This is a genomic window from Enterobacter sp. BNK-8 (genome assembly GCF_048685095.1).
Taxonomy (GTDB): Bacteria; Pseudomonadota; Gammaproteobacteria; order Enterobacterales; family Enterobacteriaceae; genus Enterobacter; species Enterobacter quasiroggenkampii.
Genome location: NZ_JBLQTN010000001.1, coordinates 1,489,788 through 1,505,499 on the forward strand (window position 1 = coordinate 1,489,788; position 15,712 = coordinate 1,505,499).

Genomic DNA, 15,712 nt, shown 5'->3' on the forward strand with positions numbered 1-15,712 from the left:
CGCACAATGGAAAACCTGCTGATCGTTAATGCTGATGATTTTGGCCTCTCGAAAGGTCAGAACTACGGCATTATTGAAGCCTGTCGCCGGGGGGTTGTGACCTCTACAACGGCGCTGGTTAATGGTGAGGCGGTTGAACACGCGGCGCAGCTGAGCCGCGAGGTGCCGGAGCTGGGCGTAGGCATGCATTTTGTGCTGACGCTCGGGATGCCGCTTTCGCCAATGCCGGGCCTGACGCGCGATGGCCAGCTGGGTAAATGGATTTGGGAACTGGCGGAGCAGGGTGCTCTGCCGCTCGAAGAGATTGCCCGCGAGCTGGAGTGTCAGTTCAACCGCTTCGTTGATGTGTTTGGTCAGACGCCGACGCACATCGACAGCCATCACCACGTGCATATGATCCCGGCGATTTTCCCGCTTGTTGCCGGGTTTGCACAGCGCAAAGGCGTGGCGATGCGCGTGGATCGCGAGGTGCACGGATTGCCGGACTGTGCTGTCACCACCACTGAGGGGTTCAGCAGCGCGTTTTACGGCGACGAGATCGACGACGCGCTGTTCCTGAAGGTGCTGGATGATTCCGCCGCGCGGGGTGAACGTTCGCTGGAGGTCATGGCACATCCTGCCTTTGTCGATAACACCGTGCGTAAAAGCGCCTACTGCTGGCCGCGTCTGGCGGAGCTGGATGTGCTGACGTCGCCGTCGTTGAAATTCGCGATTGCCGAGCGCGGGTATCGGTTGGGGACGTTCGGGGATCTTTGAAATAAAGCCCGGTGGCGGCTTCGCCTTACCGGGCCTACAAAACCAATCGAATGTAGGCCGGGTAAGCGCGAGCGCCACCCGGCTTTTTTTACGCCGGAATCTGATCGATCTTGCTGCTTCGCGACCAGACACGGTGCGCGGCGAGCAAATCAAACAGCTTCGTCATAAAGGCATCGTCAACGTTATCTCCCTCGACAATCCCGTCCTCACCCTGATCGGCCACCTTCAGCTGCGCTTTGAACTGCCGCGCGTCGCCGGACAGCGCGATCGGCTTCAGGTGCTTATAGGCTTCCAGCAGATAATAGACGGCGTCGCCGTTGGTCAGCAGGCTGGCAATATCCCCGCACGGCACGATCACCGCATCGACGGTCAGTGATGGCGCACCGGCAAAGGTCGCCGCGACCGGCAGCACAGAACCATCGTTGGCCGTCACTTCACCCATGCGGGAATAGAGCAGTTTGGCATGCACGCCCTGGGTTTTCAGCGCCTGCATAATCCCCAGCACGTCGCTGGCGCGGGTTTTATCGTTCAGCAGAATGGCGACCACACGGCCTTTAATCGAGCCGCCCGGCACCGCATACAGGCTCAGCGACGGATCTTTCTTCACGCCGTTAACCTCTTTCGGCGGAGCAAGGTTACGCTGCTCGTCGGTCAGCGTAATGCCCAGGTTGTCCGCGACACTCTGGGCAAGCTGAACATCAATATGCGCCAGCTGATCAACCACGCGCTCGCGGATGTAGGTGCGCACCACTTTGCTCAGCTCGAAGCTGAAGCCGCCGATGATGTGCTGTTGCTCAATCGGCGTCTGGCTGTTCCAGAACAGGCGAGGGTGGGCGTAATACTCACCGAACGAGGGGCTGCGCTCGCGAATTTTATTGCCATCGATACGCTCCTGATACGATTCGAATCCACCGCGTTTCGGTCCGGGAGGCGTTTCACGCGGCCAGTTATCGTTGATGGAGTTCGGCTCATAGTTTGCCGGGTTGGTATCAATATCCTGACGGTGCATCCCGTCGCGCTGGAAGTTGTGATACGGGCAGGTTGGGCGGTTAATCGGAATTTCGTGGAAGTTCGGCCCGCCGAGTCGGCTAATCTGCGTATCGGTATAGGAGAAAAGGCGTCCCTGCAGGAGCGGATCGTTGGTGAAGTCCAGCCCCGGCACGATATGCCCCGGGTGGAACGCGGCCTGCTCGTTTTCGGCAAAGAAGTTATCCGGGTTACGGTTAAGCACCATTTTACCCACCAGCTGCACCGGCACCAGCTCTTCCGGGATCAGCTTCGTCGGGTCCAGAAGGTCGAAATCGAACTTAAATTCGTCCTCTTCCGGTATGAGCTGCAGGCCAAGTTCGTATTCCGGGAAGTCGCCCGCTTCAATGGATTCCCACAGCTCGCGGCGATGGAAGTCCGGATCGCGCCCGGTCAGCTTCTGCGCCTCGTCCCACACCAGCGAGGCTTTACCCGCGACAGGCTTCCAGTGGAAGCGGACAAACGTGGCTTTCCCCTCGGCATTGATCAGACGGAAGGTATGGATGCCAAACCCTTCCATGGTGCGGTAGCTGCGCGGAATGCCGCGGTCTGACATCGCCCACATCACGTTGTGTAAGGTTTCAGGCTGCAGGGAAACATAGTCCCAGAAGGTGTCGTGCGCACTTTGTCCCTGCGGTATGGCCCAGTGGGGCTCCGGTTTTACCGCATGGACAAAGTCAGGAAATTTATGCGCATCCTGAATGAAAAACACCGGCGTGTTATTGCCGACCAGATCGAAAATACCCTCTTCGGTATAAAACTTGGTGGCAAAGCCGCGGATATCCCGGACGGTATCTGCCGACCCCGCGCCACCCTGCACGGTGGAGAAACGCACAAACACCGGGGTGATTTTATCCGGGTCGGAGAGGAAATCCGCTTTGGTGATCGCTTTCAGGCTCTTGTAGGGCTGAAAGTAGCCGTGCGCAGCGGAACCGCGCGCGTGGACGATGCGTTCTGGTATCCGCTCGTGGTCAAAATGGGTGATTTTTTCCCGCAGGATAAAGTCTTCCAGCAGGGTTGGCCCGCGCGCGCCTGCGCGAAGGGAGTTTTGATCGTCAGCAATGCGTACGCCCTGATTGGTCGTGAGCGCGAAACCTTCACCGCCTTTTCGGTGTGGTTCAAGAGATTTCAGCTTCTCGTTTCCCGTGTCCGGCGATTTCATGCTTCCCGGTGCGGTAGGCTGTTCGCCCGGTGCGGAGGGGCCAGGGGAGGGGCGGTGAGAGCCGTCAGCGGGAGCGAGAGAGTCCATACCCGGTTGAGATTCTTCAGTGCCATGAATGGGTGATTGATGTGTTTTATCTTTGTTCGACATTGCACGCTTCTCCTTTATCCATTGCTAAAAACCCTATTAAGGATAGAACAATGTCGCGACATGGTTCGCGAACTAAGAGTTTTCATATGCCGTGATTAGCGAAAGGAGCCATCTCACCCACTCGGAGCGCGACGGAAGGCAGCAGGATCGGCTATCATAGAATTTTCCTGCTTCAAGAATTTGCTTTAGTGAATCCGTTGCTTATGAAACCTCTTCGTCAACAAAACCGCCAGGTTATTAGCTATGTGCCCCGCGTTGAGCCCGCGCCGCCAGACCATGCCCTGAAAGTGGAGGGCTTTCGCGATGTGTGGCAGTTACGGGGGAAATACGTGGCCTTTGTGCTGGTCGGCGAGCATTTCCGTCGCTCTCCCACCTTTACGGTGCCGGAGTCCGCACAGCGGTGGGCGATGCAAATCCGCCAGGATGAAGAGGTTGAAGAATAACAGCCATAAAAAAACCGCCATCAGGCGGTTTTTTTATTTCTAACGTGTTTAGCGGTGCGCCAGCTCGGCGTCGTCTTCACTTTCCAGAATCGCTTTGTCGGTCTGCTTCAGCCACTGGCTGGTCAGCGTACCGGCGGTCATGGAGCCGCTCACGTTCAGCGCTGTACGACCCATGTCGATCAGCGGCTCAACGGAGATCAGCAGGGCGACCAGCGTCACGGGCAGACCCAGCGCAGGCAGCACAATCAGCGCGGCGAAGGTTGCACCGCCGCCAACACCCGCAACGCCTGCGGAGCTTACGGTGACAATCCCGACCAGCGTGGCGATCCAGACCGGATCCAGCGGGTTGATGCCGACTGTAGGAGCAACCATTACCGCCAGCATCGCCGGGTACAGACCCGCACAGCCGTTCTGACCGATGGTGGCACCAAAGGAGGCAGAGAAGCTGGCGATAGATTCAGGCACGCCCAGACGACGGGTTTGCGCTTCAACGTTCAGCGGGATAGACGCGGCGCTGGAACGGCTGGTGAAGGCAAAGGTCAGTACCGGCCAGACCTTACGGAAGTACTTCAGCGGGCTGACGCCGTTCACGCCCAGCAGGATGCCGTGCACCACAAACATAATGCCAAGGCCCAGGTAAGAGGCGACAACGAAGCTGCCCAGCTTAATGATGTCCTGCAGGTTAGAGCCGGCAACCACTTTGGTCATCAGCGCCAGCACGCCGTAAGGGGTGAGCTGCATGACCAGACGGACCAGCTTCATCACCCAGCTTTGCAGGGTGTCAATTGCGGTCAGCACGCGTTCGCCTTTTGGCGCATCGTCTTTCAGCAACTTCAGCGCCGCTACGCCCAGGAACGCGGCGAAAATAACCACGCTGATGATTGAGGTTGGGCTCGCACCGGTCAGGTCAGCAAACGGGTTCTTCGGAATGAAGGAGAGCACCATCTGCGGCACGGTCAGGTCAGCCACTTTCCCAACGTAGTTGGTCTGAATCGCGGTCAGACGCGCCGTTTCAGCGGTACCCTGAACCAGACCTTCTGCAGTCAGGCCAAACAGGTTAGTGACCAGCACACCCACCAGCGCGGCAATCAGCGTGGTGAACAGCAGCGTGCCGATGGTCAGGAAACTGATTTTTCCCAACTGGGTCGCGTTATGCAGGCGGGCAACGGCGCTCAGAATAGAGGCGAAGACCAGCGGCATAACGATCATCTGCAGCAGCTGGACATAGCCGTTACCGACAATGTTGAACCACTGAATGGAATCTTTCAGAACTGGATTATCGGAGCCATAAATTGCCTGTAATGCCAGACCAAATACGACACCCATGGCCAGACCAACCAGCACCTTTTTCGCCAGGCTCCACTGTTTGTGGCGCGCCTGCGCGAGAAGCAATAGCAATACAGCGAACACAACGACGTTCGCGATGAGTGGAAAATTCATCCCCGTTCTCCTGATTTATTATCGGGTCGGTTTTTACCGATCCTGTTGGCGGAAGGTTAGCAGAAGTGTGATGTAGCGCTTATATCCAAATGGAATGGGTTATGACAAATGGGATAATTTTGTTGGTTTACTGTTCAATCTGGTGATGAATAAAGCGATTGAACTGAAATTGCAGCGAATTAATCATCTGGGAAGACCAGCGGACTGCACTGTTTTCGGGCAACGTTTGCGGCATCCAGACGGCGTAAGCAAACAGCGCCATGCACAAGACGCGCTCCAGCTGGTTCCCTTTCTGCGGTGCCAGGATGGGAAAACGGAAGCGCCAGCGGCAGGGCCACAGCAGCGGTACGCCCGCGGGCGTCAGCATATCGGCCAGAATATGGCTTAAATATCCCAGCACCATTCCCTGAATGGCATCACCGGGGACGATCCAGCTTTCGGGCACTTTTAAATAGAAAAGCGTCAGCAGGCCAAACACGGCCAGCAAGCTGTGCGTAAACCCCCGGTGGCCGAACGCGCGGGCGATGGGTTTCGATACCCACTTCAGGCGCTGTCCGAGGAACGACTTGGGATGGTCGATGTCGGGCAGCAGACAGGTCAATACGGCGGAAGGGACGATATGCCACCAGTCCCCCTGTGCCAGCACGGGGGTGAGTTCAGCGTTTTTGGCAAATACTGCGCACGCGATAGAAAAAAGCAGGTGGCCTTCCGCCGTCATGATAAAACCCACAAAACTGTCAATTCATACAGTATAGGGTTTTTATACAGTAGGCGGAAGAGGTGACGGTGTAACTGTTTGTCACAAACCGGAGGAGGGCGTTAACCGCCCTGCAGGTGGCGCGCCGTCAGTTCTGCCAGTGAATGTAGCTTCACATCGGCAAGCGCGAACCGGGGATCGTGGCGGCCTTCTTCCGCAGGCACCACAATGGAGCGCATCCGCGCGGCTTTAGAGGCCACCATGCCGTTAACGGAATCTTCCAGCGCAACGCAGTTGAGGGGATCCAGGCCGAGCTTAGCGGCACAGTCCAGATAGACCTGCGGGTGCGGCTTGCTGTAAGGCAGTTTCTCAGCGGAGGCAAGCGCGTCGAAACTGTCGCGCAGTTCAAACATGATGAGCACTTTTTCCAGCATATGCAGCGGTGACGCCGAGGCCAGGCCGACCTTCAGCCCCTGGGCTTTACACAGCGCGACTGCCTCACGAACGCCGGGCAGCAGCGGCTTGCTCTCTTCTACCAGCGAAATGGCGCGGCTGATAATGCGCGCGGTCACTTCATCACGACCTGGTCCAGCCCACGGCTGTTGGGCATACCACAGGTCAACCACCATATCGATGCGCAGGCCCAGCGTATCGGGAAGTTCATTACGGCGGCTGATATCCACGCCCAGGCTGGCCATGACGTCCAGTTCAGCGCGATCCCACAACGGTTCGGAATCGATCAGTAATCCATCCATGTCAAAAATTGCGGCAAGAATTTGGCGCGGTGTCGACATCACAACGTCTCCTTATCCAGGGTGTTCGACAGACGATAAGTGCTAAGCACACTCTGCAATTTAGCATATTGCTTTTAAAGAGCGGGCGAAATTGATGACCAGCAGGTAGACTAAGGCACAAATAACGCGTCTTTATGAAGAGGAACTGATGACGTATCAACAAGCTGGACGCATTGCGGTCTTAAAACGTATTGCTGGCTGGGTGATTTTTATTCCTGCCGTCATTTCTACGCTGATTTCTGTACTCAAATTTATGTACGATCACAGCGAAAAACAGCCGGGTATCAATGCGGTTATGCTTGATTTTGCGCATGTGATGATTGAGATGATGCGTTTCAATACGCCATTTTTGAATGTCTTCTGGTTTAACTCACCCACCCCGGATTTTCACCATCAGCTGAATATCGGCTTTTGGGTGATATACGCCCTGATCTTTGTTGCGCTGGCGCTGCAGGCCTCTGGCGCGCGAATGAGCCGTCAGACGCGCTTTTTACGCGAGGGCGTTGAGGACCAGCTCATTCTGGAGCAGGCCAAAGGCCCGGAAGGCATGAGCCGGGAGCAGATTGAATCCCGCATTGTTGTGCCGCGCCACACTATTTTCCTGCAAATCTTCCCGCTCTATATCCTTCCCGTGATGATCATTGTGGCAGGATACTTCTTCTTCTCACTGCTCGGTTTTCTGTAACCGATACGGGTGGCGGCAAGGCCACCCGTTCGCGTCTCAGGCGGCAAGCATGCGCTCAAGCGCACGCTGTGCGTTAACCAGGTGCTCCCCACCAAAAAGTATGGCGCGGTTCATCAGCGTATAAAGCTGGTACACCGGTTGACGGTCGAGGAAGCCGGGCGGCAGGGGAGAAACCGACTGATAACCGTCATATATCTGCGGCGGTTGTTCAGGGTGCAGCGGCAGCATGGCAAGGTCACACTCTCGGTCACCCCAGTAGCAGGCCGGGTCGAAGATATAGGGGCCGTTGGGCCCCAGCGCGCAGTTATCGGACCACAAATCACCGTGGAGCAGAGACGCCTGAGGCTGGTGGGAGGCCAGACGCTGCTGCACGTGCTCGACGATGGCGTCTATATTGCCAAATTCCAGCCCTTTCTCGGCGGCAAGCTCAAGCTGCCAGCCAATACGCTGCTCGGCAAAAAAGGTCGACCAGCGACGCTGCCAGGCATTGGGCTGTGGCGTGGTGGAGAGGTCATTGTCAAAATCGAGACCAAACTGCGGCTGGTCGCTCCACTGATGGAGGCGTGCTAGCTGCTGGCCAAGAATGAAAGCGTTATGGGCATCCAGCGGACGGGCGGGGAGATATTCCATGACCAGAAAACTGTAATCGCGGTCGCTACCGACGGCCAGCACCTGCGGGACCGTCACCGTTTTACTGCGCGACAACAGTTCAAGCTGATCGGCTTCGGCGGTAAATATCGGAAGCAGTTCACGTTCATCGCATTTTACGAAGAGATCGCGCCCTGCGTAGCGTAAATGCCACGCGGCGTGGATCTCTCCGCCTGGCAGTTCGTTACGCAGTTCAATTTCACCTTCACCCAGCTGCTCACTTAAAAGATGACTGATAGCCTGCCACATGTTGACTCTCCCATGTTGTCTGCCAGATCATAAAGTTAGCGCATTATTGCGGTAAAAAAATACGAACTAACGCACACCTGAGCGGTTTAATTTCATACAGGGCACTTATTGTTCTTTTTTCTGCCAGTTTTCCCAGGTGTCGACGTCAATTTCGGCTGGCTTGTCGGTCACACTTTCCACCAGACTGGCGGCCAGCGCATGAACCTCTTCTTTATTCAGGGCACCGATCAGACCAAATGCCAGGGTGCCTAAATCATGAATATTGCCCTCGTCATCCGTGAGCGTGAGGAGAAAATTAGCCCGGGTGAAGGCGTTGTTGAGCTCATTCAGCTCGGTCAGCGATGCTTCATGAAGGTTGACGGTTACGACGTAGCGGGTGATGTCACCACTGCTCATAATTCACCTCATTGTTATCATGGAAGTTTTCTTAGCATAGTCGATAGTTTGCGTTTGGCGACTCGGTGATGACATTCCCCTCCATAAGGATGAAGGGGAACAGGGGTTAATTTCGGGACAGATAATCGACAATTTTTTGCGTATCGGCCAGCGAACAGAGACGCGTGCCCTGGTTGATGGTAGCGGCGCTACCCGCCGCCACGCCGTAGCGCGTCATCTCCAGCAGTGACGCGCCCTGCGCCAGCTTAAGCGTCATCGCGCCTACCATGCTGTCACCCGCGCCAACCGTGCTCTGGCTCTTCATTGGCGGAGGAACAACCTGAACGGACGACGTTTCATCGACGGCCAGTGCCCCCTGCGGACCAAGGGAAACCACCACGCGCCGCGCTTTGCCGCTGCGCACCAGCTCCTGCGCGGCGGTGCGCACATCGTCAGGCTGCGTCAAGTCGCGGTTGACCAGCGCGCTTAACTCTTTCTGGTTGGGTTTGACCAGTTCAAGATTGCCCGGCACTAAGGCCGCCTGCAGGGCCTCGCCGCTGCTGTCAACGATGCAGCGGATACCGCGTTGCTGCGCCGCCTGAATAAGCGCGGTTAATTTTTCCGTGCTGACGCCGGGGGGCAGGCTGCCGCTTACCACCAGCAGCGCGCCGCTTTCAATGGTCAGTACTTTCTCTTCAAGCTGACGAAACTCGTCATCGGTGAGTTTCGCGCCCGGCATGACAAACCGGTACTGCTCGCCGCTGGATTCAACGTGGACATGCAGGTTTTGCCGCGTCCAGTCTTTCGCCTCGACGGTCTCTACGGCAACCTGTTCATCTGCCAGCAGAGAGACCAGGTGTTCGCCGGTGGCACCGCCTGCGGGAAAAATGGCCGTGGCCTTGCCCCCGAGGTGGGTAATGGCGCGCGCCACGTTGATACCGCCACCGCCGGGCTCAAAGACCGGGGCGCTACAGCGCAATTTACCTTCCGGGTAAATCTGCGGCGTCAGGGTGGCGGAATCAAGGGAAGGGGAGAGCGTCAGGGTGTAGATAGAAACCATCATTACCTCCTTTTAGCATGGGTTCCTTTTAGTCTGGCACCATTTGTCAGGAAGGCAACGTAAATAACAGTATGATTTTAAATATGAATACTGAATAAAAGTAAGACCGGAGATATATAAAATAAAACGCTTTTTGGGATCGTTCTTATTCAAAAAATGAAATAAGAAATCATTGCTATGTTATTTGCGGCTTTTTATAATTTGTTACCTTTCTCTGGACGCCTTGTCATTGATCCTCAAGAAAGATTCCGGGACCGTGTGGTCTCTTTTTTTGTTGTACGGACTCCTTAATAAAATGAAGCTTTTAAAGACAGTTCCCGCTGCACTGATGCTGGCGGGTGGCGTGTTTGCGGCTATGAACGCGACCGCCGATGATTCCGTTTTTACTGTCATGGACGATCCCTCCACCGCGAAAAAACCGTTTGAAGGTAACCTGAACGCTGGGTACCTGGCACAATCCGGTAACACGAAAAGCTCTTCTCTGACGGCGGACAGTACGCTTACCTGGTACGGTAATACCACCGCCTGGTCTCTGTGGGGTAATGCCAGCAATACGTCCGCTAATGACGAGCGTTCTTCCGAGAAATATGCGGTAGGCGGACGTAGCCGTTACAACATGACCGACTATGATTACCTGTTTGGTCAGGCAAGCTGGTTAACCGACCGTTACAATGGTTATCGCCAGCGTGACGTGTTCACCGCGGGTTATGGTCGTCAGTTCCTGAACGGTCCGGTACACAGCCTCCGTTTTGAATTCGGTCCGGGTGTGCGTTATGACGAGTACACCAATGGCGATACCAAAACCCAACCGCTCGGTTACGCTTCCGGCACCTATGCCTGGCAGATGACTGACAACACCAAATTTACCCAGGGTGTTTCTGTATTTGGTGCCGACGATACGACGCTGAACTCTGAGACGGCGCTGAACGTGGCCATTAACGAACACTTTGGTCTGAAAGTCGCCTACAACGTGACCTGGAACTCTTCACCACCCGAATCTGCACCGGATCATACCGACCGCAGAACCACGGTTTCACTGGGTTATAGAATGTAATGAAGACGGGCCGATGATCATGTCGGCCCGTTTATTCTGTCTGGTCTTGTGACGTCCCTTCTGATGAGCAGTATTCGCCCCTAACCCCAAATCATTGCCGCCCAACGGAGTAACAGCATTGCGCCGCAGATGGCGATCAGCACCAGCACCATTTTCCAGTGTTTTACGGCAAATCGTTTTGTTGGCATAACCTAATCCTTGTTCGTTGATACCCACAGTCTACCAAACAGGGCCGAAATATGCCCCTACTCAGGAACGATTGGGTTATGCCAGCGCAGGGTTCGGCTCAGAACCAGTGGAATCGTTCGGCGAGAATCAACAATAAACCGGTGGCGGAAAGGATGTTTAAAATCACAACCGTTCTACTGGATACGTTCATAGTATGCACCTTTGGGTTTAAAGACCTGTTCAAGATTAGCCCAGCATCTTTGAAATGCGAGCACCGGGATCATGCGACCTGCAAATTCATGCGAAAGTGCCAGCACATCAATCTGCCAGCAGAGGGTGCAATCTCCCTTTTGTTAGTGTTAACATTGCAAGGCTTGCCGTATATCCGGCGTTGTCTGATTTTCCGGCAGGTGAATGATGACGAACCAATTTGACGATTGTTGGTCAGATGGTGTCGTAATCTATTGTCAAATCACGATTATTTTCTTTGTATATGCTCTTATGTGTGGGGCATCACTGCAAATAAGGATATAAAATGCCTGTAATTACTCTTCCTGATGGCAGCCAACGCCATTTCGACCGTGCTGTTAGCCCAATGGATGTTGCCCTGGACATCGGTCCTGGTCTCGCGAAAGCGACTATCGCCGGCCGCGTTAACGGTGAGCTGGTAGATGCCTCCGATCTGATCGAAAACGATGCGACGCTTGCGATCATCACCGCAAAAGATGAAGAAGGTCTGGAGATCATTCGTCACTCCTGCGCGCACCTGTTAGGCCATGCCATCAAACAGCTGTGGCCAAACACCAAAATGGCGATCGGTCCGGTTATCGATAATGGTTTCTACTACGACGTTGACCTTGACCACACCCTGACTCAGGAAGATATCGACGCGCTCGAAAAACGTATGCACGAGCTCGCCGAAACAAACTATGACGTCATCAAGAAGAAAGTCAGCTGGCACGAAGCGCGTGAAACCTTCGTGAAGCGTGGCGAGAGCTATAAGGTCTCGATTCTTGACGAAAACATTTCGCATGATGACAAGCCTGGCTTGTACCATCACGAAGAATACATCGACATGTGCCGTGGACCGCACGTGCCGAACATGCGCTTCTGTCATCACTTTAAGCTGATGAAGATCGCTGGCGCCTACTGGCGTGGTGACAGCAACAACAAGATGTTGCAGCGTATCTATGGTACCGCGTGGGCCGATAAAAAAGCCCTGAACGCCTACCTGCTGCGCCTGGAAGAGGCGGCGAAGCGTGACCACCGTAAAATCGGTAAGCAGCTTGACCTGTACCACATGCAGGAAGAAGCGCCGGGAATGGTGTTCTGGCATAACGACGGCTGGACCATCTTCCGTGAACTGGAAACTTTCGTACGCTCCAAGCTGAAAGAGTACCAGTATCAGGAAGTGAAAGGCCCGTTCATGATGGACCGTGTGCTGTGGGAAAAAACCGGCCACTGGGACAACTACAAAGATGCGATGTTCACCACCTCGTCTGAGAACCGTGAATACTGCATCAAGCCAATGAACTGCCCGGGGCACGTTCAGATCTTCAACCAGGGTCTGAAATCCTACCGTGACCTGCCGCTGCGTATGGCGGAGTTCGGTAGCTGCCACCGTAACGAGCCATCAGGTGCGCTGCACGGTCTGATGCGTGTGCGTGGCTTTACGCAGGATGATGCGCATATCTTCTGTACCGAAGATCAGGTTCGTGACGAAGTTAACGCCTGTATCCGTATGGTCTACGATATGTACAGCACCTTTGGCTTCGAGAAGATCGTGGTCAAACTCTCAACGCGTCCGGAAAAACGTATCGGTAGCGATGAGACCTGGGATCGCGCAGAAGCGGATCTCGCCGTGGCGCTGGAAGAGAACGGCATTCCGTTCGAATACCAGCTGGGCGAGGGCGCATTCTACGGTCCGAAAATTGAATTTACCCTGTATGACTGCCTCGATCGCGCATGGCAGTGCGGTACTGTACAGCTGGACTTCTCCCTGCCGCAGCGTTTAAGCGCCTCTTATGTTGGCGAAGACAACGAGCGTCAGGTGCCGGTAATGATTCACCGTGCCATTCTCGGTTCTCTGGAGCGCTTCATCGGCATCCTGACCGAAGAGTTCGCCGGCTTCTTCCCAACCTGGCTTGCGCCGGTGCAGGTGGTGGTGATGAACATTACCGATTCTCAGGCAGATTACGTTAAAGAATTGACGCAGAAACTACAAAATGCGGGCATTCGCGTAAAAGCAGACTTGAGAAATGAGAAGATTGGCTTTAAAATCCGCGAGCACACTTTACGTCGTGTCCCGTATATGTTGGTCTGTGGTGATAAAGAGGTGGAAGCAGGCAAAGTTGCCGTTCGCACCCGCCGTGGTAAAGACCTGGGCAGCCTGGACGTAAGTGAAGTGATTGAGAAGCTGCAACAAGAGATTCGCAGCCGCAGTCTTCAACAACTGGAGGAATAAGGTATTAAAGGCGGAAAACGAGTTCAAACGGCACGTCCGAATCGTATCAATGGCGAGATTCGCGCCCAGGAAGTTCGCTTAACAGGTCTGGAAGGCGAGCAGCTGGGGATTGTGAGTCTGAGAGAAGCAATCGAAAAGGCTGAAGAAGCTGGAGTAGATTTAGTTGAAATCAGCCCTAACGCCGAACCGCCAGTTTGTCGTATCATGGACTACGGCAAGTTCCTTTATGAAAAGAGTAAGTCTTCTAAGGAACAGAAGAAGAAGCAAAAAGTTATCCAGGTTAAGGAAATCAAATTCCGTCCTGGTACCGACGATGGCGATTATCAGGTAAAACTCCGCAGCCTGATTCGCTTTCTGGAAGATGGCGATAAGGCCAAGATCACACTGCGTTTCCGCGGTCGTGAGATGGCCCACCAACAGATTGGTATGGAAGTGCTTAACCGCGTCCGTGACGATCTGAGTGAACTGGCAGTAGTCGAATCCTTCCCTACGAAGATCGAAGGCCGCCAGATGATCATGGTGCTCGCTCCTAAGAAGAAACAGTAAGGCCTTCAAGCAGCAAAATCTGTGGAGCCTTCGGGTTTCATAGGTTTTGTTCGCCTATGTTTCGTTTATTTAACAATGCGAAGTGGAAGTTATTAAAATGCCAAAAATTAAGACCGTACGCGGTGCTGCTAAGCGCTTCAAAAAAACCGGTAAAGGTGGTTTTAAGCACAAGCACGCTAACCTGCGTCACATTCTGACTAAGAAAGCTACCAAGCGTAAACGTCACCTGCGTCCAAAAGCCATGGTTTCTAAAGGCGATCTGGGCCTGGTCATCGCGTGCCTGCCGTACGCATAAGTCGTTTCGTTTAACTTTTTTAACTTAGAATAGATACAGGAGAGCACACATGGCTCGCGTAAAACGTGGTGTAATTGCACGTGCACGTCACAAGAAAATTTTGAAACAAGCTAAAGGCTACTACGGTGCGCGTTCACGCGTATACCGCGTTGCCTTCCAGGCTGTTATCAAAGCAGGTCAGTACGCTTACCGTGACCGTCGTCAGCGTAAGCGTCAGTTCCGTCAACTGTGGATTGCGCGTATCAACGCAGCAGCACGTCAGAACGGTATTTCTTACAGCAAATTCATCAACGGCCTGAAAAAAGCCTCTGTTGAAATCGACCGTAAGATCCTGGCTGACATCGCAGTATTCGACAAAGTAGCGTTCACCGCTCTGGTCGAAAAAGCGAAAGCAGCACTGGCATAAGCCAGTTGAGAGAGGGGGCCTGGCTCCCTCTTTTCATATAACCCTGTAAGAAGATTGACATTTACCCGTGCAGGCTTTTCAATAAGGTCTCAACGGTTTTTACCCAACAAGGTAACGCAAGCATGAATGCTGCTATTTTCCGCTTCTTCTTTTACTTTAGCACCTGACTTCAGGAGGCTAGCGCGTGAAAGATGAAACGAAAAACAGCGCCAGATAAGCCTCCCGATGGAGGCTTTTTTTGTGCCTGAATTTGAGAGAATAACTCCACCAAATCGGTGTCTGCACCGACATAATGAGGAAAATCATGTCACATCTCGCAGAGCTGGTTGCCAGTGCAACAGCCGCCATTAATCAGGCCTCAGATGTTGCCGCGTTAGACAATGTCCGCGTCGAATATCTTGGGAAGAAAGGGCACTTGACCCTTCAAATGACAACCCTGCGTGAGCTGCCGCCAGAAGAGCGCCCGGCAGCGGGGGCGGTGATTAACGAAGCCAAAGAGCAGGTACAGCAGGCGCTGAACGCACGCAAAGCCGAGCTGGAAAGCGCGGTGCTGAATGCGCGTCTGGCCGCAGAGACGATCGACGTCTCTCTGCCGGGTCGCCGCATCGAGAACGGCGGTCTGCACCCGGTTACCCGTACCATCGATCGCATTGAAAGTTTCTTCGGTGAGCTCGGCTTTACCGTGGCGACTGGCCCGGAAATCGAAGATGATTACCACAACTTCGATGCCCTGAACATTCCTGGCCATCATCCGGCACGCGCTGACCACGACACTTTCTGGTTCGACGCGACGCGTCTGCTGCGTACCCAGACCTCCGGCGTTCAGATCCGTACCATGAAGGATCAGGCACCGCCAATCCGTATTATCGCGCCGGGCCGCGTCTATCGTAACGACTACGATCAGACCCACACCCCAATGTTCCACCAGATGGAAGGCCTGATTGTTGATAAAAACATCAGCTTCACCAACCTGAAGGGCACGCTGCACGATTTCCTGAACAACTTCTTTGAGGAAGATCTGCAGGTTCGTTTCCGTCCGTCCTACTTCCCGTTCACTGAACCGTCTGCGGAAGTTGACGTGATGGGCAAAAACGGCAAATGGCTGGAAGTGCTGGGCTGCGGCATGGTGCATCCAAACGTACTGCGTAACGTGGGTATCGATCCGGAAGTTTACTCCGGCTTTGCCTTTGGTATGGGCATGGAGCGTCTGACCATGCTGCGCTACGGCGTGACCGACTTACGTGCATTCTTCGAAAACGATCTGCGTTTCCTCAAACAGTTTAAATAAGGGCAG

General features: G+C 54.3%; 19 protein-coding genes and 1 other annotated feature. Of the genes, 10 read left to right on the forward strand and 9 right to left on the reverse strand.

Translation table 11 applies throughout. The features are described from left to right. Positions 1-6 precede the first annotated feature (6 nt). Positions 7-756: a chitin disaccharide deacetylase gene (chbG, locus tag ACMGGU_RS07155; protein WP_048027527.1), complete on the forward strand. Its 750-nt coding sequence runs from the start codon at positions 7-9 to the stop codon at positions 754-756. Between the two features lie 88 nt (positions 757-844). Here chbG and katE read toward each other — a convergent pair whose 3' ends face one another. Further along, on the reverse strand, positions 845-3,094 hold the full coding sequence (katE, locus tag ACMGGU_RS07160) for a catalase HPII (protein WP_048027528.1): 2,250 nt from the start codon (positions 3,092-3,094) through the stop codon (positions 845-847). Positions 3,095-3,261: 167 nt separating this feature from the next. Between katE and cedA the strand changes: the two genes are divergently transcribed. Continuing rightward, a complete protein-coding gene (cedA, locus tag ACMGGU_RS07165; protein ID WP_258526576.1) occupies positions 3,262-3,537 on the forward strand; it encodes a cell division activator CedA in 276 nt (91 codons plus the stop codon). A gap of 48 nt (positions 3,538-3,585) precedes the next feature. Here the strand turns inward: cedA and ACMGGU_RS07170 are convergent, their stop codons facing one another. The 3 genes from ACMGGU_RS07170 to hxpB form a co-directional block, all read right to left on the reverse strand. Then, the gene (locus ACMGGU_RS07170) at positions 3,586-4,977 is read right to left on the reverse strand and encodes an L-cystine transporter (RefSeq protein ID WP_045336125.1); all 1,392 of its coding nucleotides are present in this window, start codon (positions 4,975-4,977) and stop codon (positions 3,586-3,588) included. Between the two features lie 127 nt (positions 4,978-5,104). Further along, complete coding sequence (locus ACMGGU_RS07175) at positions 5,105-5,695, reverse strand: metal-dependent hydrolase (RefSeq protein ID WP_032644865.1); 591 nt, start codon at positions 5,693-5,695, stop codon at positions 5,105-5,107. A 101-nt stretch (positions 5,696-5,796) separates the two neighbouring features. Beyond that, positions 5,797-6,468: a hexitol phosphatase HxpB gene (gene hxpB / locus ACMGGU_RS07180; RefSeq protein WP_048027532.1), complete on the reverse strand. Its 672-nt coding sequence runs from the start codon at positions 6,466-6,468 to the stop codon at positions 5,797-5,799. 148 nt (positions 6,469-6,616) lie between these two features. Here hxpB and ACMGGU_RS07185 point away from each other — a divergent pair, with 148 nt between their 5' ends. Then, complete coding sequence (locus ACMGGU_RS07185; RefSeq protein ID WP_048027534.1) at positions 6,617-7,153, forward strand: YniB family protein; 537 nt, start codon at positions 6,617-6,619, stop codon at positions 7,151-7,153. Positions 7,154-7,189: 36 nt separating this feature from the next. Here ACMGGU_RS07185 and ACMGGU_RS07190 read toward each other — a convergent pair whose 3' ends face one another. The 3 genes from ACMGGU_RS07190 to pfkB form a co-directional block, all read right to left on the reverse strand. Further along, positions 7,190-8,050 carry a fructosamine kinase family protein gene (locus ACMGGU_RS07190; protein WP_008500662.1) on the reverse strand — a complete coding sequence of 287 codons (861 nt, stop codon included), beginning with the start codon at positions 8,048-8,050 and terminating at the stop codon, positions 7,190-7,192. 105 nt (positions 8,051-8,155) lie between these two features. After that, complete coding sequence (gene ghoS, locus ACMGGU_RS07195; protein WP_048027535.1) at positions 8,156-8,446, reverse strand: type V toxin-antitoxin system endoribonuclease antitoxin GhoS; 291 nt, start codon at positions 8,444-8,446, stop codon at positions 8,156-8,158. A gap of 106 nt (positions 8,447-8,552) precedes the next feature. Next, positions 8,553-9,485, reverse strand: coding sequence for a 6-phosphofructokinase II (pfkB, locus tag ACMGGU_RS07200; protein ID WP_045336121.1), 933 nt, complete (start codon positions 9,483-9,485; stop codon positions 8,553-8,555). Positions 9,486-9,780: 295 nt separating this feature from the next. On the opposite strand from pfkB, the gene ACMGGU_RS07205 reads away from it, so the two are divergent. Further along, positions 9,781-10,539, forward strand: a complete 759-nt coding sequence (locus tag ACMGGU_RS07205; protein WP_021241081.1) for a DUF481 domain-containing protein — start codon at positions 9,781-9,783, stop codon at positions 10,537-10,539. Between the two features lie 80 nt (positions 10,540-10,619). On the opposite strand, the gene yniD is transcribed toward ACMGGU_RS07205, so the two are convergent. Next, the gene (gene yniD, locus ACMGGU_RS07210; RefSeq protein WP_008500658.1) at positions 10,620-10,727 is read right to left on the reverse strand and encodes a small membrane protein YniD; all 108 of its coding nucleotides are present in this window, start codon (positions 10,725-10,727) and stop codon (positions 10,620-10,622) included. 98 nt (positions 10,728-10,825) lie between these two features. Then, positions 10,826-10,918, reverse strand: a complete 93-nt coding sequence (yncL, locus tag ACMGGU_RS07215) for a stress response membrane protein YncL (protein ID WP_021241082.1) — start codon at positions 10,916-10,918, stop codon at positions 10,826-10,828. Positions 10,919-11,242: 324 nt separating this feature from the next. Between yncL and thrS the strand changes: the two genes are divergently transcribed. From thrS to pheS, 6 genes are all read left to right on the forward strand, one after another. Next, the gene (gene thrS / locus ACMGGU_RS07220) at positions 11,243-13,171 is read left to right on the forward strand and encodes a threonine--tRNA ligase (RefSeq protein ID WP_063621415.1); all 1,929 of its coding nucleotides are present in this window, start codon (positions 11,243-11,245) and stop codon (positions 13,169-13,171) included. A 3-nt stretch (positions 13,172-13,174) separates the two neighbouring features. Further along, on the forward strand, positions 13,175-13,717 hold the full coding sequence (infC, locus tag ACMGGU_RS07225) for a translation initiation factor IF-3 (protein WP_023616141.1): 543 nt from the start codon (positions 13,175-13,177) through the stop codon (positions 13,715-13,717). Positions 13,718-13,814: 97 nt separating this feature from the next. After that, the gene (gene rpmI, locus ACMGGU_RS07230; protein WP_001124225.1) at positions 13,815-14,012 is read left to right on the forward strand and encodes a 50S ribosomal protein L35; all 198 of its coding nucleotides are present in this window, start codon (positions 13,815-13,817) and stop codon (positions 14,010-14,012) included. A 49-nt stretch (positions 14,013-14,061) separates the two neighbouring features. Beyond that, complete coding sequence (gene rplT / locus ACMGGU_RS07235; protein WP_000124850.1) at positions 14,062-14,418, forward strand: 50S ribosomal protein L20; 357 nt, start codon at positions 14,062-14,064, stop codon at positions 14,416-14,418. Between the two features lie 117 nt (positions 14,419-14,535). Next, positions 14,536-14,660, forward strand: a sequence feature (Phe leader region). Then, positions 14,541-14,585: a pheST operon leader peptide PheM gene (pheM, locus tag ACMGGU_RS07240; protein WP_001386830.1), complete on the forward strand. Its 45-nt coding sequence runs from the start codon at positions 14,541-14,543 to the stop codon at positions 14,583-14,585. It overlaps the preceding feature by 45 nt. Before the next feature lie 62 nt (positions 14,661-14,722). After that, positions 14,723-15,706, forward strand: coding sequence for a phenylalanine--tRNA ligase subunit alpha (gene pheS / locus ACMGGU_RS07245; RefSeq protein ID WP_021241084.1), 984 nt, complete (start codon positions 14,723-14,725; stop codon positions 15,704-15,706). The last annotated feature ends 6 nt before the right edge of the window (positions 15,707-15,712 follow it).

Coding starts and splice junctions, on each gene's coding strand:
- pfkB (WP_045336121.1), bottom strand. CDS start 9,485: ATGGTTTCTATCTACACCCTGACGCTCTCCCCTTCCCTTGATTCCGCC.
- thrS (WP_063621415.1), top strand. CDS start 11,243: ATGCCTGTAATTACTCTTCCTGATGGCAGCCAACGCCATTTCGACCGT.
- rpmI (WP_001124225.1), top strand. CDS start 13,815: ATGCCAAAAATTAAGACCGTACGCGGTGCTGCTAAGCGCTTCAAAAAA.
- rplT (WP_000124850.1), top strand. CDS start 14,062: ATGGCTCGCGTAAAACGTGGTGTAATTGCACGTGCACGTCACAAGAAA.
- yniD (WP_008500658.1), bottom strand. CDS start 10,727: ATGCCAACAAAACGATTTGCCGTAAAACACTGGAAAATGGTGCTGGTG.
- katE (WP_048027528.1), bottom strand. CDS start 3,094: ATGTCGAACAAAGATAAAACACATCAATCACCCATTCATGGCACTGAA.
- pheS (WP_021241084.1), top strand. CDS start 14,723: ATGTCACATCTCGCAGAGCTGGTTGCCAGTGCAACAGCCGCCATTAAT.
- chbG (WP_048027527.1), top strand. CDS start 7: ATGGAAAACCTGCTGATCGTTAATGCTGATGATTTTGGCCTCTCGAAA.
- ACMGGU_RS07185 (WP_048027534.1), top strand. CDS start 6,617: ATGACGTATCAACAAGCTGGACGCATTGCGGTCTTAAAACGTATTGCT.
- yncL (WP_021241082.1), bottom strand. CDS start 10,918: ATGAACGTATCCAGTAGAACGGTTGTGATTTTAAACATCCTTTCCGCC.
- ACMGGU_RS07175 (WP_032644865.1), bottom strand. CDS start 5,695: ATGACGGCGGAAGGCCACCTGCTTTTTTCTATCGCGTGCGCAGTATTT.
- ACMGGU_RS07170 (WP_045336125.1), bottom strand. CDS start 4,977: ATGAATTTTCCACTCATCGCGAACGTCGTTGTGTTCGCTGTATTGCTA.
- ACMGGU_RS07190 (WP_008500662.1), bottom strand. CDS start 8,050: ATGTGGCAGGCTATCAGTCATCTTTTAAGTGAGCAGCTGGGTGAAGGT.
- ghoS (WP_048027535.1), bottom strand. CDS start 8,446: ATGAGCAGTGGTGACATCACCCGCTACGTCGTAACCGTCAACCTTCAT.
- ACMGGU_RS07205 (WP_021241081.1), top strand. CDS start 9,781: ATGAAGCTTTTAAAGACAGTTCCCGCTGCACTGATGCTGGCGGGTGGC.
- hxpB (WP_048027532.1), bottom strand. CDS start 6,468: ATGTCGACACCGCGCCAAATTCTTGCCGCAATTTTTGACATGGATGGA.